The sequence below is a fragment of the Streptomyces sp. NPDC050504 genome, assembly GCF_044458065.1.
Lineage (GTDB): Bacteria > Actinomycetota > Actinomycetes > Streptomycetales > Streptomycetaceae > Streptomyces.
The window spans coordinates 705,208-730,750 of the sequence record NZ_JBITHO010000004.1 but is presented as its reverse complement, the minus strand read 5'-3'; the positions used below and the strand labels follow the sequence as shown (position 1 = coordinate 730,750).

Genomic DNA, 25,543 nt, shown 5'->3' with positions numbered 1-25,543 from the left:
CTGCACTTTTCGGATGCGGAAAAGCGTTCGCGGCGCGTGCGGCGGCTGGGCTACGATCCTGCGCTTTGGTGTCCGGAGCCTGAGGGGAGGTCAGCCATGCGGCTCTACGGGGTCGTTGCCGCCGGGGGCTTCAGGCGCTACGCGACCTATCGGGTGGCCACCGCCGCCGGGGTGTTCACCAACACGGTGTTCGGCTTCATCATGGCGTACACCTACATCGCCCTGTGGGACGAGCGGCCGCAGCTCGGGGGCTACGACCTGAGCCAGGCGCTCACCTACGTGTGGCTCGGCCAGGCGCTGCTGATGACCTGCGCGATGATGGGCGGCGGCTTCGAGGACGAGTTGATCGAGCGCATCCGTACGGGTGACATCGCGATCGACCTGTACCGCCCCGCCGACCTCCAGCTGTGGTGGCTGGCGGGTGACGTCGGCAGGGCCGCGTTCCACCTGCTGGGGCGGGGGATCGCGCCGATGGCGGTGGGGGCGCTCGCCTTCGACCTGGTGTTCCCGGCGAACCCGCTGGTCTGGGCGGCCTTCCTGCTGTCGGTGCTGCTGGGCGTGGTCGTGAGCTTCGCGGTCCGCTACCTGGTGGCGCTCTCCGCGTTCTGGCTGCTGGACGGGGCGGGCGCGGCGCAGGTCTGCGGGCTCGCCGCGCTCTTCTTCTCGGGGATGCTGCTGCCGCTGAACCTCTTCCCCGGGGCGCTGGGCGAGGTCGCGCGGGCGCTGCCGTGGTCGTCGATGCTCCAGGTCCCGGCGGACGTCTTCCTCGGTACGTACTCGGGGTGGGGGCTGCTGGGGGCGTACGCCTTCCAGGGCGGCTGGGCGCTCGCGCTGCTGTTCGCGGGGCGGCTGCTGCAAGGGGTCGCGACGCGCAGGGTGGTGGTCCAGGGTGGCTGAGTCCCAGGCGTCCCAGCGGAAGCCGGAGGCGTACGGGCCGAAGCCGGGCGCGTCCGGGCCGAGGCGGGGGACGTCCGAGTTGACGTACGGGGTGCGGCACGGGCTGCGCTGCTACGTGCTGATCGCCGCGATGTGGATCCGCTCCACGATGGCCTACCGCATGTCGTTCGCGATGACCCTGTTCGGGAACCTCTCGGTGACCGCGTTCGACTTCGTGACGATCCTGCTGATGTTCAGCCACGTGGACGCGCTCGGCGGGTACTCGCTCCCCGAGATCGCCTTCCTGTACGGGGCGGCGAGCACCGCGTTCGGCCTCACCGACCTGCTGCTGGGCTCGATGGACCGCCTCGGGCGGCGGGTGCGGGACGGGACGCTGGACACGCTGCTGGTGCGGCCCGTGCCGGTGCTGGTGCAGATCGCGGCGGACCGGTACGCGCTGCGCAGGCTCGGGCGGATCCTCCAGGGGTCGCTGGTCCTCGCGTACGGGCTGGTGAACGTCGACGTCGACTGGACGGCGGACAAGGTGCTGCTGGTGCCGCTGATGCTGCTCAGCGGGGCGGCGATCTTCGCCGCGGTGTTCGTGGCGGGCGCGGCCTTCCAGTTCCTGGCGCTGGACGCGGCGGAGGTGCAGAGCGCCTTCACGTACGGCGGGAACACCCTGTTGCAGTATCCGCCGACGGTCTTCGCCAAGGACCTGGTGCGCGCGGTGACCTTCGTGGTCCCGCTGGCCTTCGTCAACTGGCTGCCCGCGCTGTACGTGCTGGGCCGCCCCTATCCGCTGGACCTGCCCGGGTGGGTGGCGTTCACGCCGCCGCTGGTCGCGGTGGCGTGCTGCGCGCTGGCGTCGCTCGCGTGGCGGATGGGCATCCGTTCGTACCGATCCACGGGGAGCTGAGGCGTTTTCATGGGTGACACGGCCGTCGACGACACGGAGTTCATCGAGCTGGACGGGGTCGAGAAGGTCTTCGACGTCACGCGGAAGGCCGGGCTGCTGCGGCGCGAGAAGACGCGGGTGCGGGCGGTCGACGGGATCAGCTTCCGGGTGCCGCGCGGCGAGATGGTCGGCTACATCGGCCCCAACGGCGCGGGCAAGTCGACCACGATCAAGATGCTGACGGGCATCCTCACGCCGAGCGGCGGGCGGCTGCGGGTCGCGGGCATCGACCCCGCGCGCGAGCGCACGCGCCTGGCGCAGCGGATCGGGGTGGTGTTCGGGCAGCGCACGACGCTCTGGTGGGACCTGCCGCTGAAGGACTCGTACCGGCTGATGCACCGCATGTACCGGGTCCCCGACGCCCGCTTCCGGGAGAACCTGGAGCGGTGCGTGGAACTGCTCGACCTGGCCGAGCTGTTGGACGTGCCGGTCCGGCAGCTGTCGCTGGGGCAGCGGATGCGCGGCGACATCGCGGCGGCGCTGCTGCACGACCCCGAGGTGCTGTACCTGGACGAGCCGACGATCGGCCTGGACGTGATCAGCAAGGCGAAGGTGCGGGAGTTCCTGCGCGACCTGAACGCGGAGCGCGGCACGACGGTCCTGCTCACCACGCACGACCTCCAGGACATCGAGCAGCTCTGCAAGCGCGTGATGGTGATCGACCACGGCAGGCTGATGTACGACGGGGCGCTGTCGGGGCTGCACGAGGTCGGCGAGAGCGAGCGGACGCTGGTGGTCGACCTGGAGCGGGAGGTCGCGCCGATCGAGCTGGACGGGGTGCGGGTGGTGAGGGTGGAGGGGCCCAGGCAGTGGCTCGCCTTCCCCTCGTCGGCTTCGGCGGCGCCGCTGGTGGCGGGGATCGCGGCGCGGTACCCGCTCGTCGACCTGTCGGTGCGGGAGCCGGACATCGAGGCCGTGATCGCGAAGATGTACGCGTCGGCTTCGGGGTCGGCTCCGGCGGCTTGAGCGGCGCTGGCGGTTTGAGCGGCACTGGTGGCTTCGGCGGCTTGAGTGGCTTGAGTGGCTTGAGCGGGTGTCGGGGGAGCGGCCGGGGCGTGCTCGTGAAGATGCGCACGTCCGCCTCGGTCGCTCGGGCCGGTCCTCATTAGGCTGTCCGTATGACGAGTGAACTTCCGGAGATGCGCGCGTCCGACGCGGAGCGCGAGCGGATCGCCGATGCGCTGCGCGATGCGGTGGCCGAGGGCCGGCTGGACATGACGGAGTTCGAGCAGCGGCTGGAGGCGGCGTACAAGGCGCGTACGCACGGGGAGTTGGAACCGCTCGTCCGTGACCTCCCCGCGCCGGGCACGGCGTCCGTGACGGGAGCGGTCGCGGTGCCGCGGGGCGAGGGCTGGGCGGCCCGGGTGGGGCATCCGCCCACGTCCAAGGGCGGGTTCGCGTTCTGGAGCGGTTTCGCGCGCAAGGGGAACTGGACGGTGGCCAGGCGGTTCACCGGGGTGGTGTTCCAGGCGGGCGGCGAGATCGACCTGCGCGAGGCGCGGTTCGAGGACCGGGAGACGGTGATCCGCTGCTTCGCGGTGATGGGCGGGATCGACGTGGTGGTCCCGACGGACCTGAACGTCCAGGTGTCGGGCTTCGGGCTCATGGGCGGGTTCGGCGAGGACCGGGGGCACGACTACGACGAGCTGGCGGTGCCGCCGGACGCGCCCCGGGTGCGGATCACGGGGTTCGCGCTGATGGGCGGGGTCGGGGTGCGGAGGAAGCTGCGCAAGGCGGAGAAGGCGCGGCTGCGGGAGGAGCGGCGGCGCAAGGAGCTCTGAGGGCCTGCGCCTGAGGGGGGCGCGCTTGGGGGTCGGCTGCGCGGGGTGGTGAGCTGCGGCGCGCGCCCCGCTCCCGCGCGGTTCCCGGCGGGGTTTCGGGGAGGGGCGGGGAGGGGAACGCTCCGCGCAGCGGCTCCCGCCGCACCCCCGCCCCCCGCCTCCACGTTCCAACTCCCCCGAAACCCGCCGTACTTCGCCCGTCCAGCGCAGCTATAGCTCGAATACAGGAACCCTCCCCACACTGGTCGCGCTCCCCGTCGCCACCCCCCGACGCGCATCCCCACCGTCCCCACCCGGAGGTCCCGATGAACCGTCAGCTCACGCAAGTATTTGTCGTGTCCGCGACATCCATCGCCGCCGTCGCGGCCCTCGCCTCCCCCTCGTCCGCCGCCCCCGCCGACAAGCCGCAGGTCCTCTCCTCCTGGACCCAGACCAGCGCGTCCAGCTACAACTCCTTCATCTCCGCCCGCAACAACCAGGGCGCCTGGTCGGCGTACGGCTTCGACTGGTCCACCGACTACTGTTCCTCCTCCCCGGACAACCCGCTCGGCTTCAAGTTCGAGCTCTCCTGCGCCCGCCACGACTTCGGCTACCGCAACTACAAGAAGATGGGCACCTTCTCCGCCAACAAGGCCCGCCTCGACAGCGCGTTCTACGAGGACCTGAAGCGGGTCTGCGCGCCGCTGAGCACCATCCCGAGAGGCGCGTGCAACAGCCTCGCCTGGACGTACTACCAGGCGGTCAAGGCCCTCGGCTGAGCGAGCCCCGCCGCTGCCCCGCCGCCCCTCTCTCCGTCGCCCGGCCCTCCGCCCACCCCGCCTGACCTGCTGCTCCCGCCCGGCCGCTCCCCCGGCCCCGACGCCCGGCCCCGGCACCCGGCCCCGACACCCCGAACCCGATCTCAGGGTCCGGTCGGGGTCGGGGCCGGGAACTCGCCGCGAGTGCCGGGAGTAGCACAGGTAGGGACAATGCGTACGGGTGCCGAACCGCAGGGGTCGGCACCGCGCGGACAGGCGGGAGCGGATGGAACGCGAAAGCAGCGGGAGCGAAGGGCCGGGGTCGGGGTCGGGACGTGGGGCGCGCGGCGCCCGGCCGTCCCCCCTGGCCTCCTTCTCGTACACGGAGGCCGACGAGGAGAAGCAGCGCGGCGTGCGCCGCATGAAGCTGACCGCGACGGCGCTCCTGGTCCTCGTCGCCGTCGTCTACACCCTCGCGACCTGGGCGAAGAACTCCGGGATCAGCGGCTGGCCCGGCTACGTCGCGGCCGCGGCCGAGGCCGGCATGGTCGGCGCCCTGGCCGACTGGTTCGCGGTCACCGCGCTCTTCCGGCGCCCGCTCGGCCTGCCGATTCCGCACACGGCGATCATCCCGACCAAGAAGGACCAGCTGGGCGCGTCCCTCGGCTCCTTCGTGGGCGAGAACTTCCTCTCCTCCGAGGTCGTACGGGGCCGGATACACGCCCTGGGCATCGGCGGCAGGCTCGGTGCCTGGCTGGCCGAGCCCGCCCACGTCGACCGGGTCACCGCCGAGCTGGCCACCGCCCTGCGCGGCGCGCTCACGGTCCTGCGCGACTCGGACGTCCAGGCGGTGGTGGGCGAGGCCATCACCCGCAGGGCGGACGCCGCGGAGATCGCGCCCGGCGTCGGCAAGACGCTGGAGAAGGTCGTCGCCGACGGCGCGCACCACAGGGCCGTGGACCTGATCTGCGTACGCGCCCACGACTGGCTGGTCGACCACTCCGACTCGGTCATGGACGCGGTGGAGGGCGGCGCTCCCGGCTGGACGCCGCGCTTCGTCGACAAGCGGATCGGCGAGAAGGTCTACAAGGAGCTGCTGCGCTTCGTCACGGAGATACGCGACATGCCGGGCCACCCCGCGCGCGGCGCGATCGACCGCTTCCTCACGGACTTCGCGGGCGAGCTCCAGTCGGACACGGAGACGCGGGCGCGCCTGGAGCGCATGAAGTCGGAGCTGCTGGCCCGACCCGAGGTGCAGGACGTCATCGCCTCGGCCTGGTCCGCCGTGCGCAACATGATCATCTCGGCGGCCGAGGACGAGCAGAGCGAGCTGCGGCTGCGGGCGCGGGCGTCGCTGATGGCGCTGGGCGCGCGGCTCGCGACGGACGGCAGGCTCCAGGCGAAGCTGGAGGGCTGGCTGGAGGACGCGGCGGTGTACGTGGTGACGCAGTACCGCTCGGAGATCACCTCGCTGATCAGCGACACGGTGGCGAGCTGGGACGCCGACCAGACCTCGAAGAAGATCGAGGCGCACATCGGCCGCGACCTTCAGTTCATCCGGATCAACGGCACGGTGGTCGGCGCGCTCGCGGGCCTGCTGATCTACACGGTGTCGCACGCGCTGAGCGGCTGACGGGCTCGCGGTGCCCGCAGGCTCGCGGGTCCGCAGGCTCGCGGTGCCCGGTCCGCGCGGACCGGGCACCGCGCTCCGCCCCGGACGGGCCCTAGCCCTGCTTGCGGGTGACCGCCCAGGACGCCGCGGCGACCGTGCCCGCGACGGCGAAGACCGAAGGCCAGGCGCCGATCTTCTTGGCGAGCGGGTGCGAGCCCGCGAAGGCGGCCACGTAGGCCGTGCCGAGCCCGACGGCGGCCTTCGTGCCCGCCGCCTGCTGCCACTCCCGGGCCGCGACCGCCCCCGCGGCGGCGAGGGCGACCCCGCCGAGCGGCCGCTTCTTGGTCCAACGGGCCACCGCGTACCCGCCGACGAGCCCGCCCGCCGCGACCGCCGCTGCCGGAATCCGCGCCATGTCCGTACCGCCCTCTGTTCCGTTGGGATGTTTCGTCGTCACGGTACGCGGGAAGAGAGGTCGCCCGTACGGGACCCCTTGCGGATCCCGTACGGAGATCCCGTACGGTCCCTGGAATGGCGAGCACCCCTGCACCCGACGTACCCACTCCCACTCGGTGGACCCTGGCCACCGCCGACGGAGCGGAGCTGAGCTGCCGCGACTACGGCGACGGCGACGGCGGTACGGACACAGGCAGCAGCTCCGGTACGGCCCCCGGGTGCTTCGCCACAGCCTCCGTCACGGCCTCCGCTACGGCCTCCGGGCGCACCGGCGCCGACCGTCCGCCGATCCTGTTGCTGCACGGTCTGGCGGGCCACGCGGCGGAGTGGGACGCCCTGGCCGCCCTGCTCCCGCCGGGCCACCGCGCGGTCGCGTACGACGCGAGGGGGCACGGCGCGAGCACCCGGCGCCCGCCGTCGGTGACCCGCGCCGCGCACGTCGCCGACGCGGCGGCGGTGGTCCGCGCGCTGGGCGGGGGCCCCGCCGTCCTGGTGGGCCAGTCGTTGGGCGGGCACACGGCGATGCTGACGGCGGCGGCCCACCCCGAACTGGTGCGCGCGCTGGTCCTGGTGGAGGCGGGCCCCGCGGGCCCGGCCCCCGGGCTGCCGGGCGACATCCGCGGGTGGCTCGCGGGCTGGCCCGTGCCGTTCCCCGACCGCGCGGCCGCCGCGGAGTTCTTCGGCGGGGGCGCGGCGGGCCGGGCCTGGGCGGCGGGTCTGGAGGAGCACCCCGACGGACTGCGTCCGGCCTTCGACCCGGAGGTGCTGGTCGACTCGCTCGCGGAGAACGCGGCGCGCGACTTCTGGGACGAGTGGCGGCGGGTCACGTGCCCGACGCTGGTCGTCAGGGGCGATCGGGGCACCATGCCGGAGCGGGAGGCGGTCCGGATGCGGGAGCTCGCCCCGGCGACCGTGCTGTGCGTCGTGCCCGGCGCCGCGCACGACGTACACCTGGACGCCCCGTCCCAACTCCGTGGCGCGGTGACGGAGTTCATCGCTCAGGCAGTACTGTCGCGCACATGAGCGAATTCACGGTGCGTTATGTGGGAGGGCCGACCGCGATCCTGGAGATCGGCGGCGTACGCCTGCTCACCGACCCGACCTTCGACGGGCCGGGCGACTACCCCATCGGAGACCGGAAGCTGGTGAAGACGGCGGGCCCGGCGCTCGCGGCGGAAGAGGTCGGCGCGGTGGACGCCGTGCTCCTCTCGCACGACCAACACCCCGACAACCTCGACCAGTCGGGGCGCTCCTACCTGGACGGCGTCCCGCTGGTCCTCTCGACGCGGTCCGCGCGCGAGCGCCTGGGCGAGCGCGTGACCGCCCTCCCGACCTGGACCGAACACCACGTGGCGGGCACGCCCCTGCGGATCACCGCGCTGCCCGCCGAGCACGGCCCGAAGGGCACGGAGCACATCACCGGCGAGGTGACCGGCTTCATGCTGCACGGCGAAGGACTGCCGAGGGTGTACGTCAGCGGGGACAACGCGTCCCTCGACGTCGTACGCGGACTCGCCGACCGCTACGGGGCGTTCGACGTCGCGGTGCTCTTCGCGGGCGGCGCGCAGACCCCGCTGCTCGGCGACGCGTACCTGACGCTGTCGAGCGAGGGGGCGGCCGAGGCGGCGAAGATCCTGGAGGCCAGGGAGGTCGTACCGCTGCACTTCGAGCACTGGGGACACTTCAGCCAGGGCCCGCAGACGCTGGTGGACGCGTTCGCGGCGGCGGGGCTGAGCGAGCGGCTGAACCTGCTGGAGCCGGGTGGCACGGTCAAGTTCTGAGGGCGGGGCGTTCCGGCGCCCCGGGGGCTTGAAGGGTGGGGCGTTCCGGCGCCCCGGGGTCCGAAGGGCGGGGCGTTCCGGGGGCTTGAAGGGTCGGGTGTTCCGGTGCCCCGGGGGCTTGAAGGGTTGGGCGTTCCGGCATCCCGGAGTCCGAAGGGTTGGGCGTTCCGGTGCCTCAGGTGACCTGATTGATCGCGAACTGCCCCCGCCCCGGGTCGCGCAGGGTGGCCTGCCGTCCGATCCCGGCGGCGGACTCGGGCGGATGGACGACGGCGGCGCCGAGCGCGAGGGCCTCGGCGACCGTCGCGTCGCAGTCCGCCACCCGGAAGTAGGGCACCCATCCGGGCACGGGCGGCGCCCCCGCGGGATCGGCGGGCGGAAGCCGGATGATCCCGCCGTGGGCGCCCTCGATGCCGGCCCCGGCGGGGGAGAGGACCGTGTAGTCGGCGCCGCGCTCCAGCACGATGTCCCGCATGTCCCAGCCGAAGACCGCGAGGTGGAACCGCTTGGCGGCGGCGGCCTCCGCGGCGTCGGAGACGTACAACTGGGTCCACCAGAGCGCGCCGGGCACGTCCACGGCGTCGAGCGCGGGAACGTACCCGCCGCGCCGCACGCCGAAACGGTGCCCGCCGGGGTCGCGGAAGTGCCCGAAGTCGTGGTTGGCGGACTCCGTCGAACCGCCGGCTGATTCGACGGTCCCGGCGACGGCGAGCGGGCCGAGGTCGGTCCGGAACGAGATGCGCCAGTACGAGTCCGCGCCGTCGTCGGCGCCCGAGCCGTCACCCCCGCCCCCGCCCGGGGTTCCGTACGCGGCGACGGTCTGTCCGCCGAGCAGGAAGAGCCCCTTCGTCGGCTGCCAGCCGAAGAGCCGCCGGTAGAACTCGACGACGTTCGAACTCCCGCTCAACTCAACCCAATTGGGTGATCCGTGCGTGTAACCGGTGGTCAGCACAAGTCACTTCTTCCGTGCTCGGAGCTACCCTGATCGCCCGGGTGCGCTACGGGGGACGGGCGACGGACGGGGGGACGACTGATGGTGGCACTTCTGCCCAACGACCCGCAGGAGATGGGCCCTTACCGGTTGACGGCCAGGCTCGGATCGGGCGGCATGGGAATCGTCTACCTGGGCCGCTCGCGCACGGGCCGCGAGGTGGCCGTCAAGGTGGTCAGGGCGGAGCTGGCCGACGAGCCGGGCTTCCGGGACCGCTTCCGGCGGGAGGTCGGCCTGGCGATGCGGGTCGGCGGGTTCTGGACGGCGGCGGTGGTCGACACGGACGCGGACTGCCCGACGCCGTGGGTCGCGAGCCAGTACGTGGCGGGCCCGTCGCTGGCCGACGCGGTCCACGACCGCGGCCCGCTGCCGGAGGCCGCGGTGCGCTTCCTGGGCGCGGGCCTGGCGGAGGCGCTGACGGCGATCCACGCGATCGGCCTGGTGCACAGGGACGTGAAACCGGCGAACGTACTGCTGGCGCACGACGGCCCGAGAGTCATCGACTTCGGCGTGTCCAAGGCCCTGGACAGCGCGACGGGCCTCACGCGCACGGGCACGACGCTCGGTACCCCCGGCTTCATGTCGCCGGAGCAGGCGACGGGCGAGGGGATCGGCGCGCCGAGCGACGTCTTCTCGCTGGGCTCGGTCCTGGCGTTCGCGGTGAGCGGCAGGGGCCCGTTCGGCGACGGCCCGACGCACGCGCTGCTGTACCGCGTGGTGCACCGGGACCCGGACCTGTCGGAGGTCCCGGGGGCCCTGCGCCCGCTGGTCGAGGGGTGCCTGGCGAAGGAGCCGGGGGAGAGGCCGACGGCGGAGGAGGTACTGGACAGGCTGGCGGTACGGGCGGGAGACGGCCCCCCGGAGGGCTGGCCGGGAAAGGGAGCCCGGCCCGCCGCCCCCGCGACACTCAAGGCGGAATCGATTCCGCACCCCTCACGGCCCACGCGCCCCGCACCGCCAACACCCCCGCCCCCGCAGTCACCACCGGGCACCACCCCGCACGGCGCGACGTTCAGGGCGGGAGGCAGGTTCACCGACTTCCGGCGGAGCTGGGGCCCGTACTGGAAGACGGCACTGCTGACCTTCCTCACGGCGGTGGTGGTGGAGGCGGCGGGCGGCCCGGCGGTGGCGAAACCGGGCCTGGCAGCGGCGGCCGCGGCGATCCTCCTGGGCCTGGTGGTCTCGGCCGCGCACCTGGCGGAGCACGCCCTGCGGCTGGACGGAACGGGCCTGGAACTGCGCCGCGCGGGCAGAACGCTCCACGCGAGGTGGCAGGACGTGGCCTACGCGACGCTCCTCTTCACGGACGAGCGGACCCTGGCGGTGGTACTGGTCCTGAGAGCGGAGTCCCGCATCCCGATCCCCAGACCGCTGCGCGGCAGGAACTCGGGAAACGCGAGGGAGTGCGTGTACAGGGTGGACCTGAAGTCCCCCACCCAAGCAGCCATCCAAAGCACCCAACTGGACACCCACCTAAGACGCTACGCAGGCCCCCTCTACGCCCCTACGCACTCGCGGAGGGCCAGGTGAACGCCTTGCGGACTTCGTCCGGGGTGCGTCAAGAGGCGCCCTCGATTCTGCCGGGCCGCTCCGGGATCTCGGCCAGGCCGGTTGTCCTGCGATTCACGCTGCTGTCGGAGCGAACTGCGGCAGCTTCCGGCTGGCGTCCTGATGGAGCGGGAGCGGCCTGAGGAGACTACGCAGGGCCACGAGTCATACGCCATATCGTACGAGGGGCCTCTGGTGCAGGAGATGTGTGCTGGCGGGCGCACGGGGTGCCGCACAATTAGAGGCGTTGCCGGCGTTGTCAGTGGTGTCTGTCACCCTCTGTGAGGGCGGATAGCGAGAAGTGTCCGCTGAGTAAGTTTTAGGAGGGTGCATGGCCAGCACTGAGTCGGAGTTCACCTCGATCGAGATCTGCGCGGGGGCCGGCGGGCAGGCTATCGGGCTGCACGAAGCGGGGTTCAGGCATCTCGCGCTTGTCGAGATCGACCCGCATGCGGCGAAGACGCTGCGTGACAACATCGAGAGGCACGGGAAGTGGGATTGGGAGCGGCAGCACTGCGACGTGCTGCCGCCGACGGACGTCAATGACTTCAACCCGGACGAACACCTGGTGAAGAGCGGTGAGCGGCTGCGGGACCACGGCCTCGATCTGCTGGCCGGTGGAGTGCCTTGTCCGCCGTTTTCCCATGCGGGAAAGCAGCTCGGCAAGGATGACGAACGTGATCTCTTCCCCCGGATGCTGGAGCTAGTCAAGGACCTCAAACCGCGTGCGGTAATGATCGAGAACGTCCGCGGCATCATGGATCCGAAGTTCCAGGATTACCGTCAGTACATCGTGGCCAGGCTGCAGGGCGGCGCCTATCGCGGCGAGGATGGCCAAGAGGTCGAAGAAGATGGCCTCGGCTACATCGTATGTAAATGGGACGTTCTGGAAGCCAGCGATTTCGGTGTTCCGCAGCTCAGGCCCCGGGCCATTCTCGTAGCCATTCGCGAGGACGTGCTGCAGGGCCTGGAATACAAGTGGCCGACTCCCACGCACAAGGATCCAGTCAGCGTCGCCGACGCGCTCGGCCCGTCCATGAAAGAGCGGTACGGCCGTTATTTCGGGGGAGTGCACGACCAGCGGGCCAAGGACGCCCACGACCGGTGGCTGGACGCCGCGACGACGAGGGACCAGGAGCTCAAGGGCAAGGGCGGCGGCATCGCACCCACGCTGGTCGGCGGTTCGAAGAAGCACGGGGGCGCCGACCTGGGACCGAGCCGTGCCAAGGCCGCGTGGAAGACGCTGGGAGTATCCGGGCTGGGCGTCGCCAATGACATGGACACCTGCGCGAAGAAGGGCACCGAAGACAGGGACCTTTTCGGGCCGGACGGGCCGATGCTCACGGTGCAGCAGGCCGCGATCATTCAGGGGTTCCCTGACGGATGGGAGTTCACAGGGGGCAAGACCGCTCAGTACCGGCAAGTGGGGAACGCCTTCCCGCCACCTGTTGCCGCAGCGGTCGGTGAGTCCATCATCAAGGTCCTGAAGGCCGCACGGAAGCGCGACGGCAAAAAGCGCTGACGGGTTATTCTCCCGGCTTCTCGGTTTCCCGCCGCGCCAGGGCGCGGCGCTTGTCCACCGCCGCGGCGATCTGGGCAGCACAGTCCGCGGAGGGCTCGTGCTCCCAGAACCGCAGTACGGTCCACCCGGCCTCGGTAAGGCGCTCGTCAGTGTCACGGTCGCGGGCCATGTTCCTGGCGACCTTCTCCGACCAGTAACCGGAGTTGGTCTTGGGCGGAACGTAGTGCTCCGGGCAGCCGTGCCAGTAGCAGCCGTCGATGAAGACGGCCACCTTCACGGGGCGGAACACCATGTCGGCCGTTCTGCGCAGGCCGGGCAGAGGCTTCGCCGCCACGCGGTAGCGGAGCCCTCTGGCGTGGACCAGCCGTCGGATCAGCCACTCCGGTTTGGTGTCGCGGCTTCTGATCGCCTGCATGTTCCGGCGCCGCTCAGGCGACGACGCCCACGAGCCTTCGGGTGGAGTCCATGGCGTGCTCATTCCGCACTCTTCATCGTTGTTCAGTTCAGACAGTCGTGAGCTGGGGAAACGGGCTCGTCAGCCCTCTGCGGAGCCGGCGGGCGGCGGAAGGAGCGGTGCGGCTGTCACCGGGTCCCCGGGGCGGGCGAGGGCCCAGGGTATGCCCGCGATGACGGCCTGCGGCGCCGTGCGGCCAGGGCCGGCCTCCGTCACCCGGGCGCTGACGAACTCCCCTTCCCTGGGGACGGGAAGCCCGAGGCTCCGGGCGATCTCCTGGTGCGCCCGGTAGTCGCCCATGATGAGGATGCCTTCCGGCCGGAGGGCGGAACGGGAGCCGCCGTTGCCCCGTACCCGCTTCATGTAGTCCTTCTGCTGCGCGACAGTGCGGACGACGTTGCGACCGATGCGACGCCCTTGGGCGCGGCGGAAGAGCTCATTGAGACGTGCCTGCCCGGCCTTCGGAGCGAACACCGCCGTACGGTCGGCGTCGTCCAGGTGCAGCAGTACGTTCTCCGGGAGCTCGGCGTCGCGCCAGAGCCAGAGGATCTTGTCCCGGTGCTCGGCCTTCACCGTCAGCTTCGCATCACGGTTGCTGCCGGCGTTCAGCCATCGTCGCTCGATGCGCAGGAGCCCGGCGCTCCAACGGCTCGTGTAGTCATCCGCCCACACGAGCAGACACAGATGCCCGACGGCCTCCGGCGGAATCATCCAGCCGCCGAAGTTCTGCGAGTACTTGCAGTCGACGTCGTACCCCGCGATCTTGTAGTCCATGGCGTCGCCGTCATCGAACTTGAACTCGCGCTGAAGGTTGATCTCGACGATCGTCCCGGCGTGGGTCTTCTCGGTCTTGAAGAGGGTCTTCCAGTCGTAGCGGCCGGTGACTTCGCCGTTGAGCAGCTGGTCGATCGTGTCCCGCAGCACGCGCGCGAAACGTTCCCCGGAAGGGTCGAGCGAGCGGATGCGGTCGTGGACCGCGGCCAGCGCGGGGTCGTCCTGGAGCGCGTTCTGGGCGTGGAGGCTGGCCGCCGCAGTGATGTCGACCGGGAGCAAGGAGGTTCTCTCTTCTGTCAGCTGATGTCCGTCGGATGCTGTCTGCCCGTGTGGGATGGCGCTATTGGGAGGTGTCGACCACGACGTCCCCGGACCGGTTCGAGTTCTTCGTCCGGAAGCGGAGGAGCTGGCGCTTCGTGTCGATCGCGGACTTCGGGGGGACGATGGTGAAGGCCATGGTGACGTCGGCGGGGTTGACGGTGCCGCTGGCGGCTGCCGCCCGTACCGCCTCGTCGGTCTCCGCTTCGACCACGGGGTAGAGCAGCACGACGCCCCGGTGCGGGCCCAGCACGTCAGTGGTGTCCACGGGGGCCGCGGACTGCGCCGATGCGATCAGGTGCATGGCGTAGTCGCGGTGCTCCTTGCCGGAGATGCGGCCGAAGGAGGATCTGTTGTCCTGGATCTTGCGCCGGAAGAGGGAGAAGGGTCCGTGGTCCAGGAGCCGCGCGTCGATGCTGCGCTTCTCGGTCCTGCGCGGGGCTACGACGAGCCAGTCGTCCACCTTCGCCAGCCGTCCGTCCAACTGCGCGAGGTACGTCAGGTGGGGACCGAAGCGCAGTCCTCCGTCGGCCCACTCCAAGCCGCCCAGCACGCCCAGCAGCTCGGCGTGCGGCAGAACGGTCGTGGAAGCCTGGAAGCTCCGGGTCAGACTGGTGGTGGTGTCGGGCAGCAGACGGCAGGTGCTCAGCGACCCGTCGAGTGCGCGCAGCACGGGCCGCCAGCGCTCGGTGTTGGCCCTGACGGTGTTCGCGTCCATCGGATAGGCCAAGGGCTCGATCGGCTCGCCCGGGGAGCGGACCTCTACCAGCTCCGCGTTGAACATCTTGTTCCGTGCGGAAGGCTTGACCCACGGCAGGTGCTGGGAGACCAGCGGAGGGATCTGGGCGGGGGTCACCTGCGGCTTGCCGTCGACCAGTTCCGCGTACCGGGATAGTTCGGCCCGGAAGTCCTCCTCGTCCTGGCAGATCGCCTCGAACGCCTCGTACAGATCCACCGTCTTGCTGCGCCCGAAAGGCTCTTCGCGGCCGATGTAGAGGCGTACGAGATCCTGGTAGTTCGGGCGGAAGCCGAACCAGCGCCCCATCTGCATGAGGGTGTCCGCCTGCTGGGTGGTGCGCCGGTAGTAGGTGACCGTCAGGCCTTCGACGGTGAAGCCCCGGGAGAGCTTGGTGCCGCCCACGAGGATCTTCCAGACGTGCGGGGTCCGGTCGAAGTCCAGATCGATCTGGGAGAAGTACCGGTCGGTGTCGCCATTGACGATCACGACGGGCTCGCCGCCCGAGTTGATCAGCTGGCGGGCCCGGCTGACGTACGGCTTGAGGTCGTCGTACGAGGTGGGGCAGGGCAGCGGCGTGCCGTCGGCGGGCGCCCGGCTGCTGGAGACTTCCCGGAAGTCCGAGTCGTAGAGGGCTTCGAGGCGGGCGTGGCCGGCCTGGCTCGTGTAGCCGGCCTGGTGCCACACGGTGTTGATGCGCAGAGCCAGCTGGCTGTGGTCGTTCGTCCGCACGGACTCGTGGACCAGCATGGTGTGGTGGCGGAAAGGGCCCTCGGGGACACCGTGGTCGGCCCGGTAGAGCTTGATCGCGCCGGACAGGATGAAGGCGTCCACGGCTTCCTGCAGCCGGTCGCCGGTGGCTTCCCTGATGTCCCGCACGTGCGCTTTCTCCTGGGAGTTGGCGACCGTGCGTTCGTCCTGCGGTACGGAGGAGTCCAGGTCGTGGAAGTCCTGTACGCCCATGTAGCCGACCGGCCTCGGCAGCGAGATCAGGAAGTCCCGCGGGAAGATGTCGGCTTCGTCGCTCGGGTCCACGAAGACGTTGGCGAAGGGCGTTGCGGTGTAGCCGACGTACTGCGCGCGGGGGAGCAGCGTGAGGAGCTCGGAGATCAGCCCGTTGATGGCGGTGCGGGTGACCTCGCCGGCCTCCCACTTCTTCGGGTCGGTGGTGTTCACCGACGCCTGGTCGGACTCGTCGTCGATGATCAGCGCCGGAATCTGGTCGAGGAGCCGACGGTCGATCCGCCGCAGGTCCTTCACCAAGCGGGTCAGTACGGACTTGTTCTTCTTCACCACGGCCAGGCGCGCGGCACTGCGGTGCAGGTTCTCCGGCGCGTACAGCGGAAGGTCGCGGTCCCGTTTGTCGAACTCCAGCGCACGGATGCCTTCGTTGAGGCTCTGGTAGTCCTTGTCCTGGCGGGTCAGCCGGTCGATCTCGAACGAGCCGAGCGCGGACGGGCGGTCGCCGTGCGAGAGGAACTCCGGCCAGTCCTCGTCGTCCTGGTAGTCGACGTCCACCAGAGTGCCGGGGTCCGCGGGGTCGGCGCCCCGCAAGATGTTCTCGCGCCCGACGAGCTCCATGTCGATGCGCCGCTGGGTCTGGCCGCGCAGCAGGTTGAGCGTGCCGCCCAGGATGATGACGAGACGGTACCCGGCGTCTACGGCCTTCGCCGTGACTCCGGTGAAGTTCGCCGTCTTCCCGGACTGCACGTAGCCGACGACCAGGCCGCGGGCCGGATAGGCGGTCTCCCGCGTGGGGTCCGCGAGGCGTTCCACCACCGCGTGGCTCGCGGCGTCGAGCGAGGCGATCGCCGACTCGTCCCAGTGCTTCGTCTCCCGCAGGTAGTTCTCGTAGGCAGGCCAGTAGAAAGCCCGGCTGTCAGCGGCGCTCCGCGAGTACCAGGGGGTGAACTCCCTGCTGATGGTCACGATCCCGGGGACCTTGGAGACCGGCGCCGCGAGGTCCAGTGCCTTGCGCAGGTCGTAGTCGAAACACAGCCGCGCGTACGCGTCCGCCCGGCGCTCGTCCGTCCTGGGCGGATGTGCCGACCAGCCCGGCCGCTCCGTGAAGTCCCACTGTGCGAGGGTGCGCCGCCAGAGCGCCACGAGGGGGCCGCTGGTGTCCTCCAGGCCGGCTCGGAAGGCGTCGTCGCTGATGTCCGCGCCGGGGTACTCGTCCTCGGCCTCGGTACGCGCGCGCGGTGCGAACGCCTTCGGGCGCAAGGCCATCGCGCCGAGTACCGCGGTGTGGATCTCAAGGAGCTGGTCAGGCATAGCGGGGTGAAGCCCTTTCGGCCGTACTCAGTTGGTGAGGCGGTCGCGCTGCGCGCGTACGGCCGCCAGCAGGATGGTGTTCCAGTAGCTGAGCTGGTCGTCCCGCTTCTTCTCCCAGCGGGCGAAGCCGAACAGTTCCTCCAAGAGGAGGTACAGGAGCGTCTTGGTCACGGGCGCGTCGTTGGAGCCGCCTCTGCGGTCCCCGTTGAAGGCGTCCCGGTAGGTCTTGTTGAGCTGGATGACCCGGTTGGTGCGGTCGAGGTCGAAGAAGCGGTCGTCGGGGAGCGTCACCCACGTCAGCGCGATCGGCGACTCGCCGGGCTTCTCCGGCAGCTCTTCGCGGATGGCACGCTTGATCTTGGGGTCCAGGCCCTTGCCGGGAGGGATCACCGCTCTGCGCTTCACCTCGGCGCGCGAAGACGCCTCGCGGTACACCGACTCGGCGTCCCGCAGGTACTGCTGGAAGGTGAGCCCGTCGGCGTCCGTCGCCTGCTCGACGCCGCGTGCGAAGGCGAGCGTCGTGTCGATGCCGTCCTTCTTCACGGTCAGCTTGAAGACCGGGTTCTCCCCTTCGGGCAGGTCCACCGCGACCCGCGCGAGGTTCAGATGGGGTTCGGCCAGCCGGAAGCCGTGCCAGCCGCCGGCCTGGATGAGACGGTCGTGGCGGTAGAAGTAGAAGCCCTGGCGGTCAGTGAGGGAGCCGAGGCGCGGCAGCCTGAAGCCGGTGAGCGGCGACTTGGGGGGCCAGACGTGGGCGGAGAGCGTGACCTCGCCCACGCCCTCGACCGGCGCGGTCAGTGTGCGCGGATAGCCGGACACGCCGGGGACCCGGTAGCTGAAGGGGTCGATGGGCAGGACGCCCCGCTGGTCCAGGATCTCGCGGGTGCGCACGTCCTCGACGGCGATGTCGAGGTGGAAGTCATCGCGGGACAGGAAGCGGTGGAGGTAGAGGCCGAGGTGGGTTTCCAGCTTCTCTATCGCTTCGTCCAGGTAACGGTCGGTCTGGTGCGCGGCGATCGTCTCGAAGGCCCGTACCCCGTCCCAGCGCACGATGGTGCCGTGCCAGTTGATCACTCCGTCGTAGCGGTCGACCAGTTCCTGGCAGTAATCGGCGTTGACGATGTCGCAGCTGAAGTCCGCTCGGGCGTGTGCGGTCAGCCAGCGGCGCCCTGTCGCTGGGCTCCTCTTCGTGCGGCTGATGACGGTGAGCGCGTCGGCGTGCGACATGGAAGCCGCCTTGAGGCCAGTGCCGAACCTGCCGAGGGAACGCGCCGCGTAACGCTGCTGACCACCCACCGTCATCGCCGTGTCCAGTGCGTCGTCGTCCATGCCTTGGCCGTCGTCGACGAGGAGGAGGCTGACCAGGCGGTCCTCATCGCGCAGGAAACTGATGACGGCTTTCCTGGCGCCCGCGTCGATGGAGTTGTCGACGAGATCGGCGACGGCGGCTTCGAAGCTGTACCCCTGATGCGTCAGCGCCTCCACATAGCGGGAGGCCGGCGGGAGCTGCTTGCTTCCGCTGGTGGGGACGTCGTACTGCCAGTCGGCACCCGGCACGTAAGGCATGGGACTCACATGTGTAAACGAGGCTGAGTCAGGGCTGAACAGCACGGACCCAGACGGTCGGTCAGTGGGTAGAACTTATTTTGTGACGGTACTGTAAAGATCCCGGCCCGGCTGGGTGGTCCCGGTATTCAGTGGCCCGAAGTCCCGCTGTTCAGCCTCAGCCGCCGTCCCGCACCCCGTGGCACTCCCGGTAGGTCGTGCCCGAGTCGCACCAGCACGGGGTGTTGCGGGACGGGGGCCAGGGGGTGGCCTTGCCCCGGGCCGCCAGGGTCGTGGCGTACTGGGGGAGCAGTGCCGGGTCCGTGGGGGACGTCTGTTCCGACGCCGCGAACGCCTCGTACGACGGGACCGTGCCCGTCACGATGCCCAGGTTCTCCGTGCCCGTGTCCGCCAGCGTGCGCAGGGAGGACTCCACCGCCGTCAGGTGCTCCTCGTGCGAGGGGTACTCCGCCGCCAGTTCCGGGTGCGCCGCCAGGAGTTCGGTGAGTTCCGCGGCCGGCCAGTGCAGGATCGCCACCGGGAACGGACGCGAGAGCGCCGTGCGGTACGAGCCCAGCTCGACGCGCAGGCGCGCGATCTCCGCCTGGAGCTCCGCCGGGTCCGACGAGCCCAGGGACCACAGGCGCTTCGGGTCGTGCAGCTCGTCCAGCGGGACCGACGCGGTGTGCAGCCGGTCCGCCAGCACGTCCCATTCGTCGTGCGCCAGCGCCAGCAGGCGGCGCACCCGGTGGCGGCCCGTGAGCAGTGAGCGCGTGGGGTGCGGAATGTCGTCGTCCGGCGTCAGCAGGATCGTCAGCGCGGTGGTGAAGTGCGCGTGCGCCGCTTCGAGTTCGTCGTGCGATTCGAGGGTCTCCGCGATCACCTCCCAGGCCGCCGGCGAGAGCGGGGCGGCCGTCGCGATGCCGTCGATCAGCGCGCGGGCCTCCGCCTCGTGGCCGTACTCCCAGAGGTTCGCCGCCTGGAGGGCCTTGATCAGGTGCGGGTCTTCGGGGCTGTCGGCCAGGAGGTCGGTGTAGAGCGCGGTCGCTCGGGTCCGGTCTCCGGCCAGCTCCAGGTGGGCCGCGGCCTGGAGCAGCAGGGGCTCGCGGTCCTCCGGGTACTGCGCCGCGGTACGCAGCAGGCGCTCGGCTTCGGACGTGTGGTCGGCAGGCGTGTCGGGGCGCATGCACGACACCGTACTGCCGGATGCCCTTTCGGCGGAGGGGGCTTCCGGCCCGGTGAGTTGACTGGTGAGTTCAAGGGGCAGGCCTTATGGTGCGCGGCGTGCGGCGGCAGCAGCGGATTCCGGTGGCGGTACAGGGGCACGGCCCGCACGGCGCGGGGGCGGGCGCGCGGCGTGTTCGCGCGCCCTGGGCGCGCCTGCTGTGGGGCGCGGCCGAGGTGACGGTCACCTGCGGCCTCGTACTCCTGCTGTTCGTGGTGCACCAGTTGTGGTGGACCAACCGCGAGGCCCGCGCCGGTGCCCAGCGCCAAGTCCGCGCCCTTGAGAAGGAATGGGAGAGGGCGGACACGGGAAGCGGGGCGGCGGTCAAGGGCGATCCTCGGGGCGGTTCCGAGGGTGACGCGCGGGACGGTTCCGAGGGTGACGCAAAGGGCGGTTCCGAGGGCGGCCCCAGGAGTGGATCCGATGGGGACTCCAAAGGCGGGCGCCGGGGCGGCTCCGCCCCCGGCGGCCCCCCGCCCCGTACCGCCGCACCCCGCTGGGACCAGGCGTACGCCGTCCTGCGCATCCCCGCCCTCGGCGTCACCACCCCCGTCGCCCAGGGCGTCGGCAAACGCGCCGTCCTCGACAAGGGGTACGTCGGGCACTACCCCGGTACCGCACAGCCGGGCGAACCGGGGAACTTCGCGCTCGCGGGGCACCGCAATTCGCACGGCGAACCCTTCCGCCGCATCGACCGCCTGCGCGTGGGGGACGAAGTGCGCGTCGAGAGCAGGACGGCGTACTACGTGTACGTCGTGGACCAGACCCTCCCGCAGACCGCGCCCTCCGACCGCGGCGTCATCGCGCCCGTTCCGCGCAGCCGGGTGAAACCGCGCTACGGGTACGCCGTACCCGGCCGCTATCTGACCCTCACCACCTGTGCGCCCGAGTTCTCCTCCACACACCGGCTCGTCGTGTGGGGAAAACTCAAGTCCGTGCGACCCAAGTGAGTAACGTTCCGTGAGTGGTGAACGTACCGAACGGTCTGAAAGGCCGTCCCCAAGTCCTGTGGCTGCTGGTGCCCTTCGTGCTGTACCTGGGGGCCGTGCCGTTCGTGAACCGCGTACGGCCCCTGGTGTTCGGACTGCCCTTCCTCTTCGCCTGGCTGCTCGGGGCGACCCTGCTGACACCGCTCGCCGTCTGGCTGACCTGGCGGGCGGACCGCAGGAGCCGCTCCGGACGTGAGCGCGAAGGGGCACGGTCATGAGCGACGCCGCCGTCGCCACCTCGATCTTCGCCGTCTTCATGGCCGGAGCCGTCGCCCTCGGCCTCGCCGCCGTACGCGGCAGGGGCGGCGGCTCCGGCGGACTCGCGGAGTGGTCGGTCGGCGGGCGCAGCCTGGGCGCCGTCTTCATCTGGGTGCTGATGGCGGGCGAGGGCTACACCAGCTTCAGCTACCTCGGAGCCGCCGGCTGGGGGTACAACTACGGCGCCCCCGTGCTGTACGTCGTCGCCTACATGTCCTGCGGCTACGCGCTCGGGTACGTGGTCGGCCCCCTCCTATGGGGGTACGCGCGCCGCCACGGCCTCGTCGGCCTCTCCGACATCGTCGCCCACCGCTACCGGCGGCCCTGGCTCGGCGCGGTCGTCGCCGTCCTCGCGACGGTCTTCCTGCTGCCGTACATCCAGCTCCAGATCACCGGCATGGGGGTGGTCGTCTCGACCATCTCCTACGGGGCCGTGAGCCTGGACTGGGCGTACTTCGTCGCCTTCGCCGTCACCACCGGCTTCGTGGTCGTCAGCGGGCTGCGCGGCAGTGCCTGGGTGTCCGTGCTGAAGGACGCGCTGGTCATCGGGACGCTGGGGTTCCTCGCCGTGTACGTGCCCCTGCACTACTTCGACGGGTACGGGGACCTCCTGGCGCGCCTGGTCGACGAGAAGGGCGACTGGCTGACCTTCCCAGGGCACGGCGGCGCGCCGAAGGCGGACGGCGGCAGCGGGCTCGGCGGGGCGTGGTTCGTCAGCACGTCGTTCCTGAACGCGCTGACCGTCGTCATCTTCCCGACGACCGTCGCCGGGTACCTCGGCGCCCGCGACGCCGACGCGCTGCGCCGCAACGCGATCTGGCTGCCCGCGTACAACGTGCTGCTGTTCGTCCCCATGCTGCTGGGGATGGCCGCGCTGTTCGTCGTCCCCGGTCTGACGGGCGCCGAGTCCAACCTCGCGCTGTTCGAACTGGTCGTCGACTCGCTGCCCGCCTGGGCCGTGGGGCTCATCGGGGTCGCGGCCGCGCTGTCCTCGGTCGTGCCGATGGCGGTGTTCATGCTGGTGATCGGCACGATGTGGGGGCGCAGCGTGCTCTCCCTCGTACCGAAGTGGCAGGCGCGGCAGAAGGGCGCGGCGCAGCTGGTGGTGCTCGCGGCCGGAGTGATCGCGCTGGTCATGACGTACACGGCGCCCAACACGCTCGTACGGCTCTCGCTCGTCTCGTACGAGGGGATGGCGCAGCTCCTTCCGATGGTGCTGCTGGGGCTGGTGTGGCGGCGGCTGAGCCTGGTCGGCGCGGTGAGCGGGCTCGCGGTGGGCGTCGCGCTCGTCTGCGGGCTGGTCTTCACGGACAACGACCCCGTGTGGGGCGTGAACGCGGGGCTCGTCGCGCTCGCCGCGAACCTCGCGGTGGCACTCGCCGTGTCGTGCGCGGGGCGGGGCGATAAGGACGACGAACGGCCGGACTCCGAGGTGCTGGCGCGGGACCCGTTGGAGGAGGAGACGGGCGAGGACGGTTCCGCGGGAGCGTTTCGGCCGGTGGAAACCGAACGCGCGTAGCCATCGTGTATAACGGCTGAGAGGGTTGTACGGCCGGGAAGGCCGTAGACCCGAGCGCGGGCCGTACGGACGGCGGCCCACGGACCGAAGAGCGGGAGGAGCCGGGCATGGACCACGTCGCCAGTGCCGTTTCGCGGCTGCTGCGCCCCGTCGGGCTGCTGCTCTTCCTCTTCGTCGACGTCCTCCTCGTGGAGGGCGCGGGCAGCGTCACCGCGGCCGTCGCGCTCGCCGCGACCGCCGCAGCGGGCTCCGCGCTCGCCGTCGCGGCGCTCATCTCCGCGCGCTGCGCCCCTTCCGTGCCGCCTACGCGGGTGCGCACGGCGATCAGGGACCGCGAGCGGCGCACCGCGTTCCTGCCGCAACGGGACCCGGACGCGCAGGGCCGCCGCAGGCCGCGGGCGCCGGGCCTGGCCGTTTCGACGGCCACCGCGTAGGGAATCCGCGCGAGCGATTCGCGCGGGGAGATTCGCCCGGAGAGATCCGGGCGGGGAGATCCAGGCAGGGAGATCCGGACGGGCCGACCCGTCCGGGGAGCCCGCGAGGGCATTCCGCGCGGGACATCGGGCAGGACATCGGGCAGGACCGCGGAGCGGACGACGCGCATGCGTTTCGCGACCGGCCGCAACCCGGGGCGTGCCTCACCGCACTGAATGAGTAGGGCACCGCGCCCGGCTCCACCCACCGCCCCCGATCCCCGCCCCGTTCCGCCCCGTCCCGTTCCTTCCCCCCCTCTCTCCCTCCCTCGCCTCCTCCTCCGGATCCCCGTTCCCTCCGGGGCCGTCACGCCGCAGTCGTATGTACCCGATCGCATCCCGCGAGATTCCCGCGCGCACTCCGCGCGTTCCGCATGCCCCGGAGGGCTTCCATGTCCGCGTTCATGTCCGCTTTCGCCCGTCTCGTCGGCTCGCTCGCCGACGCGCTCGAACCCCTCTTCCACGCCTCGGCCACGGCCGCCGCGATCGTGCTGTTCACCGCGCTCGTGCGGCTCGCGGTCCACCCGCTCTCCCGGGCCTCGGCGCGCGGCCAGAAGGCCCGGATGAAGCTCCAGCCGAAGATCGCCGAGCTGCGCAAGAAGCACGGCAAGAACCCCGAGCGCATGCAGAAGGCGCTGCTGGAGCTGCACCGCGAGGAGAAGGTCTCGCCGCTCTCCGGCTGCCTGCCGAGCCTGCTCCAGCTGCCCGCCTTCTTCCTCCTCTTCCACCTGTTCTCCAACGCCTCGATCGGCGGGGAGCCCAACGACCTGCTCAGCCACACCCTCTTCGAGGCGCCGCTCGGTGGGCACTGGAAGGACGCGCTCGCGGACGGCGGGCCCTTCGGCGGGCACGGCCTGGTCTACCTGGCCCTCTTCGCGCTCGTCACCGCCGTCGCGACCTTCAACTACCGCCGTACGAAGCTCCAGATGGCGGCGTCCGCGGCGCTGACGCCCGCGCCGACGGGGCCCGACGGACAGCCGGTGCCCGGCATGGGCGCGATCAACAAGCTCATGCCGCTGATGTCCTTCATGACGCTCTTCTCGGTGGCGGTCCTGCCGCTCGCCGCGTCGCTCTACATCGTCACCAGCACCACCTGGAGCGCGGTCGAGCGGGCCGTCCTCTACCGCGACATGGTGCCCGTGAAGGCGGAGGTGGCTACTGCCGGGTAACGGTCCAGTGTGTGAACGGGGTCTTGTGGAGTGAACGGAACTCTTGGAGGATCGGCCAATCCGCCGATGGCCGCTACCCATCGAACGGGGCCTGACTTCGACCACGAGGAGACAGACCGTGAAGCTGTTGCGTGTCGGTACGGCCGGGGCCGAGCGCCCGGCGCTGCTCGACGCGGAGGGGGTCCTGCGGGACCTCTCCGGGGTCGTGGCGGACATCGACGGGGAACTGCTCGCCGATGACGCCGCCCTCGCGCGCGTACGCGAGGCGGGGGCCGACCCCGACTCGCTGCCCGCCCTCGACGCGGCGGGGCTGCGCGTCGGGCCGCCGGTCGCCCGGATCGGCAAGATCGTGTGCATCGGGCTGAACTACCACGACCACGCGCGGGAGACCGGCGCGGAGATACCGGCCGAGCCGATCATCTTCTTCAAGGCGCCCGACACGGTCGTCGGTCCTCACGACACCGTGCTGGTGCCGCGCGGCAGCGAGAAGACCGACTGGGAGGTCGAGCTGGCGGTGGTCGTCGGGCGGACCGCCCGGTACCTGGAGTCGGCGGAGGAGGGCCTGGCGGCCGTCGCCGGGTACGCCGTCTCGCACGACGTCTCGGAGCGGGAGTTCCAGATCGAGCGCGGCGGGACGTGGGACAAGGGCAAGAACTGCGAGACGTTCAACCCGCTGGGGCCGTGGCTGGTGACGGCCGACGAGGTGGGCGACCCGCAGGCGCTGGACCTCAAGCTCTGGGTCAACGGCGAGCTGAAGCAGAACGGCACGACCGCGGAGCAGATCTTCCCGGTGGGGGAGGTGGTGCGGTACGTGAGCCAGTTCATGACGCTGTACCCCGGTGACGTCATCAACACGGGGACGCCGGCCGGGGTGGCGCTGGGGGAGCCGGACCCGAAGCCGTACCTGCGGGCTGGGGACGTGGTGGAGCTGGAGATCGGGGGGCTGGGGCGGCAGCGGCAGGAACTGAAGCCCGCGTAGCGCCCCTGCGGGGCGCGGGTCCGGGGGCGGGGCTCCCCGGGGCGGGGGCCTTGCGAGGGTCCTGTTGCCCGGGGTGCCGTTGCCAGGGGGTCCCGTTGCCCGGGGTGCTGTTTTCGCCTTCGGCGGGGTGAGGGGCAGGCCCGCTCGGGGTTCGTGGGTACGCGCGGCACGTGCCCCGTTCGAGTGCGGTTCCCCGCACCCCTGAATGGGGCGCGGGGAAGGGGAGGGGCGGGGCCCGCCCGTACTCCTGCCTACTCCTGGTCTGCCGGTGGTGCCTTCGGCGGGCGCCCCCGGCGGGGGATGGGGGCCGCGCTCCCCGGCAGCCGCCCCGTCTCCGCGAGCGCCCTGCGCAGCAGGAACTCGATCTGGGCGTTCGCGCTGCGCAACTCGTCCGAGGCCCACCGCGCGAGCGCGTCGTACACCGCGGGATCGAGTCGCAGCAGCATCTGCTTACGAGCGGCGCCGGCCCGTCGAGCCCCCGCCGCCCCGGTACCCGAGGGCGAGCCGCCCTCCGGAAGGGCGCCGCCTCCCGAGGGCGAACCGTCCCCCGAAGGCGAGCCGTCCCCCTGGG

24 protein-coding genes are annotated in these 25,543 nt (G+C 71.2%); 16 read left to right on the top strand and 8 right to left on the bottom strand.

The window, feature by feature from the left end; all coding sequences use genetic code 11:
* The first annotated feature begins 96 nt into the window (after positions 1–96).
* From ACIBNE_RS18510 to ACIBNE_RS18485, 6 genes are all read left to right on the top strand, one after another.
* The gene (locus tag ACIBNE_RS18510; RefSeq protein ID WP_399272697.1) at positions 97–897 is read left to right on the top strand and encodes an ABC transporter permease; all 801 of its coding nucleotides are present in this window, start codon (positions 97–99) and stop codon (positions 895–897) included.
* Positions 890–1,792: an ABC transporter permease gene (locus tag ACIBNE_RS18505; protein WP_399272695.1), complete on the top strand. Its 903-nt coding sequence runs from the start codon at positions 890–892 to the stop codon at positions 1,790–1,792. Before ACIBNE_RS18510 ends, ACIBNE_RS18505 begins: the two co-directional genes overlap by 8 nt.
* Before the next feature lie 9 nt (positions 1,793–1,801).
* Positions 1,802–2,797 (top strand): ATP-binding cassette domain-containing protein, encoded by a 996-nt coding sequence (locus tag ACIBNE_RS18500; RefSeq protein WP_399272694.1) that lies wholly within the window; start codon positions 1,802–1,804, stop codon positions 2,795–2,797.
* Positions 2,798–2,949: 152 nt separating this feature from the next.
* Positions 2,950–3,612 (top strand): DUF1707 domain-containing protein, encoded by a 663-nt coding sequence (locus tag ACIBNE_RS18495; protein WP_399272692.1) that lies wholly within the window; start codon positions 2,950–2,952, stop codon positions 3,610–3,612.
* A gap of 305 nt (positions 3,613–3,917) precedes the next feature.
* A complete protein-coding gene (locus ACIBNE_RS18490) occupies positions 3,918–4,370 on the top strand; it encodes a phospholipase (protein WP_399272691.1) in 453 nt (150 codons plus the stop codon).
* A gap of 265 nt (positions 4,371–4,635) precedes the next feature.
* Positions 4,636–5,982 (top strand): DUF445 domain-containing protein, encoded by a 1,347-nt coding sequence (locus ACIBNE_RS18485; protein ID WP_399272689.1) that lies wholly within the window; start codon positions 4,636–4,638, stop codon positions 5,980–5,982.
* A 91-nt stretch (positions 5,983–6,073) separates the two neighbouring features.
* Here the strand turns inward: ACIBNE_RS18485 and ACIBNE_RS18480 are convergent, their stop codons facing one another.
* Positions 6,074–6,376 (bottom strand): hypothetical protein, encoded by a 303-nt coding sequence (locus ACIBNE_RS18480; RefSeq protein WP_399272976.1) that lies wholly within the window; start codon positions 6,374–6,376, stop codon positions 6,074–6,076.
* 116 nt (positions 6,377–6,492) lie between these two features.
* On the opposite strand from ACIBNE_RS18480, the gene ACIBNE_RS18475 reads away from it, so the two are divergent.
* Together ACIBNE_RS18475 and ACIBNE_RS18470 are read left to right on the top strand one after the other, a co-directional pair.
* Positions 6,493–7,440 (top strand): alpha/beta fold hydrolase, encoded by a 948-nt coding sequence (locus tag ACIBNE_RS18475; protein WP_399272687.1) that lies wholly within the window; start codon positions 6,493–6,495, stop codon positions 7,438–7,440.
* Positions 7,437–8,198 carry an MBL fold metallo-hydrolase gene (locus ACIBNE_RS18470; RefSeq protein ID WP_399272685.1) on the top strand — a complete coding sequence of 254 codons (762 nt, stop codon included), beginning with the start codon at positions 7,437–7,439 and terminating at the stop codon, positions 8,196–8,198. Before ACIBNE_RS18475 ends, ACIBNE_RS18470 begins: the two co-directional genes overlap by 4 nt.
* Before the next feature lie 175 nt (positions 8,199–8,373).
* Here the strand turns inward: ACIBNE_RS18470 and ACIBNE_RS18465 are convergent, their stop codons facing one another.
* Positions 8,374–9,105 carry a VOC family protein gene (locus tag ACIBNE_RS18465; RefSeq protein WP_399272683.1) on the bottom strand — a complete coding sequence of 244 codons (732 nt, stop codon included), beginning with the start codon at positions 9,103–9,105 and terminating at the stop codon, positions 8,374–8,376.
* Between the two features lie 126 nt (positions 9,106–9,231).
* On the opposite strand from ACIBNE_RS18465, the gene ACIBNE_RS18460 reads away from it, so the two are divergent.
* Together ACIBNE_RS18460 and ACIBNE_RS18455 are read left to right on the top strand one after the other, a co-directional pair.
* Positions 9,232–10,719, top strand: coding sequence for a serine/threonine-protein kinase (locus tag ACIBNE_RS18460; RefSeq protein WP_399272681.1), 1,488 nt, complete (start codon positions 9,232–9,234; stop codon positions 10,717–10,719).
* Between the two features lie 349 nt (positions 10,720–11,068).
* Positions 11,069–12,259, top strand: a complete 1,191-nt coding sequence (locus ACIBNE_RS18455) for a DNA cytosine methyltransferase (RefSeq protein WP_399272679.1) — start codon at positions 11,069–11,071, stop codon at positions 12,257–12,259.
* 4 nt (positions 12,260–12,263) lie between these two features.
* Here the strand turns inward: ACIBNE_RS18455 and ACIBNE_RS18450 are convergent, their stop codons facing one another.
* From ACIBNE_RS18450 to ACIBNE_RS18430, 5 genes are all read right to left on the bottom strand, one after another.
* Positions 12,264–12,737, bottom strand: a complete 474-nt coding sequence (locus tag ACIBNE_RS18450; protein ID WP_399272677.1) for a very short patch repair endonuclease — start codon at positions 12,735–12,737, stop codon at positions 12,264–12,266.
* A gap of 57 nt (positions 12,738–12,794) precedes the next feature.
* The gene (locus tag ACIBNE_RS18445; RefSeq protein ID WP_399272675.1) at positions 12,795–13,766 is read right to left on the bottom strand and encodes a NaeI family type II restriction endonuclease; all 972 of its coding nucleotides are present in this window, start codon (positions 13,764–13,766) and stop codon (positions 12,795–12,797) included.
* 61 nt (positions 13,767–13,827) lie between these two features.
* On the bottom strand, positions 13,828–16,815 hold the full coding sequence (locus tag ACIBNE_RS18440) for a Z1 domain-containing protein (protein ID WP_399272673.1): 2,988 nt from the start codon (positions 16,813–16,815) through the stop codon (positions 13,828–13,830).
* Positions 16,816–16,842: 27 nt separating this feature from the next.
* Complete coding sequence (locus tag ACIBNE_RS18435; RefSeq protein ID WP_399272671.1) at positions 16,843–18,381, bottom strand: ATP-binding protein; 1,539 nt, start codon at positions 18,379–18,381, stop codon at positions 16,843–16,845.
* A 157-nt stretch (positions 18,382–18,538) separates the two neighbouring features.
* Entirely contained in the window at positions 18,539–19,546 is a 1,008-nt protein-coding gene (locus ACIBNE_RS18430; RefSeq protein ID WP_399272669.1) for an SEC-C metal-binding domain-containing protein, read from the bottom strand.
* Positions 19,547–19,644: 98 nt separating this feature from the next.
* Here ACIBNE_RS18430 and ACIBNE_RS18425 point away from each other — a divergent pair, with 98 nt between their 5' ends.
* The 6 genes from ACIBNE_RS18425 (at position 19,645) to ACIBNE_RS18400 (ending at position 24,972) form a co-directional block, all read left to right on the top strand.
* Positions 19,645–20,535, top strand: coding sequence for a class E sortase (locus ACIBNE_RS18425; RefSeq protein WP_399272667.1), 891 nt, complete (start codon positions 19,645–19,647; stop codon positions 20,533–20,535).
* A gap of 14 nt (positions 20,536–20,549) precedes the next feature.
* Positions 20,550–20,792 carry a DUF3311 domain-containing protein gene (locus tag ACIBNE_RS18420; RefSeq protein WP_399272665.1) on the top strand — a complete coding sequence of 81 codons (243 nt, stop codon included), beginning with the start codon at positions 20,550–20,552 and terminating at the stop codon, positions 20,790–20,792.
* The gene (locus tag ACIBNE_RS18415) at positions 20,789–22,351 is read left to right on the top strand and encodes a sodium:solute symporter (RefSeq protein ID WP_399272663.1); all 1,563 of its coding nucleotides are present in this window, start codon (positions 20,789–20,791) and stop codon (positions 22,349–22,351) included. Before ACIBNE_RS18420 ends, ACIBNE_RS18415 begins: the two co-directional genes overlap by 4 nt.
* Positions 22,352–22,458: 107 nt before the next feature.
* Positions 22,459–22,785 carry a DUF6412 domain-containing protein gene (locus ACIBNE_RS18410; protein ID WP_399272661.1) on the top strand — a complete coding sequence of 109 codons (327 nt, stop codon included), beginning with the start codon at positions 22,459–22,461 and terminating at the stop codon, positions 22,783–22,785.
* Between the two features lie 431 nt (positions 22,786–23,216).
* The gene (locus tag ACIBNE_RS18405) at positions 23,217–23,993 is read left to right on the top strand and encodes a YidC/Oxa1 family membrane protein insertase (RefSeq protein WP_399272659.1); all 777 of its coding nucleotides are present in this window, start codon (positions 23,217–23,219) and stop codon (positions 23,991–23,993) included.
* A 118-nt stretch (positions 23,994–24,111) separates the two neighbouring features.
* Entirely contained in the window at positions 24,112–24,972 is an 861-nt protein-coding gene (locus ACIBNE_RS18400) for a fumarylacetoacetate hydrolase family protein (protein ID WP_399272657.1), read from the top strand.
* A gap of 251 nt (positions 24,973–25,223) precedes the next feature.
* Here ACIBNE_RS18400 and ACIBNE_RS18395 read toward each other — a convergent pair whose 3' ends face one another.
* On the bottom strand, positions 25,224–25,418 hold the full coding sequence (locus ACIBNE_RS18395; RefSeq protein WP_399272975.1) for a hypothetical protein: 195 nt from the start codon (positions 25,416–25,418) through the stop codon (positions 25,224–25,226).
* Positions 25,419–25,543: the final 125 nt, after the last annotated feature.

Coding starts and splice junctions, on each gene's coding strand:
- ACIBNE_RS18450 (WP_399272677.1), bottom strand. CDS start 12,737: ATGAGCACGCCATGGACTCCACCCGAAGGCTCGTGGGCGTCGTCGCCT.
- ACIBNE_RS18460 (WP_399272681.1), top strand. CDS start 9,232: ATGGTGGCACTTCTGCCCAACGACCCGCAGGAGATGGGCCCTTACCGG.
- ACIBNE_RS18430 (WP_399272669.1), bottom strand. CDS start 19,546: ATGCGCCCCGACACGCCTGCCGACCACACGTCCGAAGCCGAGCGCCTG.
- ACIBNE_RS18495 (WP_399272692.1), top strand. CDS start 2,950: ATGACGAGTGAACTTCCGGAGATGCGCGCGTCCGACGCGGAGCGCGAG.
- ACIBNE_RS18415 (WP_399272663.1), top strand. CDS start 20,789: ATGAGCGACGCCGCCGTCGCCACCTCGATCTTCGCCGTCTTCATGGCC.
- ACIBNE_RS18405 (WP_399272659.1), top strand. CDS start 23,217: ATGTCCGCGTTCATGTCCGCTTTCGCCCGTCTCGTCGGCTCGCTCGCC.
- ACIBNE_RS18410 (WP_399272661.1), top strand. CDS start 22,459: ATGGACCACGTCGCCAGTGCCGTTTCGCGGCTGCTGCGCCCCGTCGGG.
- ACIBNE_RS18455 (WP_399272679.1), top strand. CDS start 11,069: ATGGCCAGCACTGAGTCGGAGTTCACCTCGATCGAGATCTGCGCGGGG.
- ACIBNE_RS18485 (WP_399272689.1), top strand. CDS start 4,636: ATGGAACGCGAAAGCAGCGGGAGCGAAGGGCCGGGGTCGGGGTCGGGA.
- ACIBNE_RS18440 (WP_399272673.1), bottom strand. CDS start 16,815: ATGCCTGACCAGCTCCTTGAGATCCACACCGCGGTACTCGGCGCGATG.
- ACIBNE_RS18395 (WP_399272975.1), bottom strand. CDS start 25,418: ATGCTGCTGCGACTCGATCCCGCGGTGTACGACGCGCTCGCGCGGTGG.
- ACIBNE_RS18470 (WP_399272685.1), top strand. CDS start 7,437: ATGAGCGAATTCACGGTGCGTTATGTGGGAGGGCCGACCGCGATCCTG.
- ACIBNE_RS18480 (WP_399272976.1), bottom strand. CDS start 6,376: ATGGCGCGGATTCCGGCAGCGGCGGTCGCGGCGGGCGGGCTCGTCGGC.
- ACIBNE_RS18490 (WP_399272691.1), top strand. CDS start 3,918: ATGAACCGTCAGCTCACGCAAGTATTTGTCGTGTCCGCGACATCCATC.
- ACIBNE_RS18510 (WP_399272697.1), top strand. CDS start 97: ATGCGGCTCTACGGGGTCGTTGCCGCCGGGGGCTTCAGGCGCTACGCG.
- ACIBNE_RS18435 (WP_399272671.1), bottom strand. CDS start 18,381: ATGCCTTACGTGCCGGGTGCCGACTGGCAGTACGACGTCCCCACCAGC.
- ACIBNE_RS18475 (WP_399272687.1), top strand. CDS start 6,493: ATGGCGAGCACCCCTGCACCCGACGTACCCACTCCCACTCGGTGGACC.
- ACIBNE_RS18500 (WP_399272694.1), top strand. CDS start 1,802: ATGGGTGACACGGCCGTCGACGACACGGAGTTCATCGAGCTGGACGGG.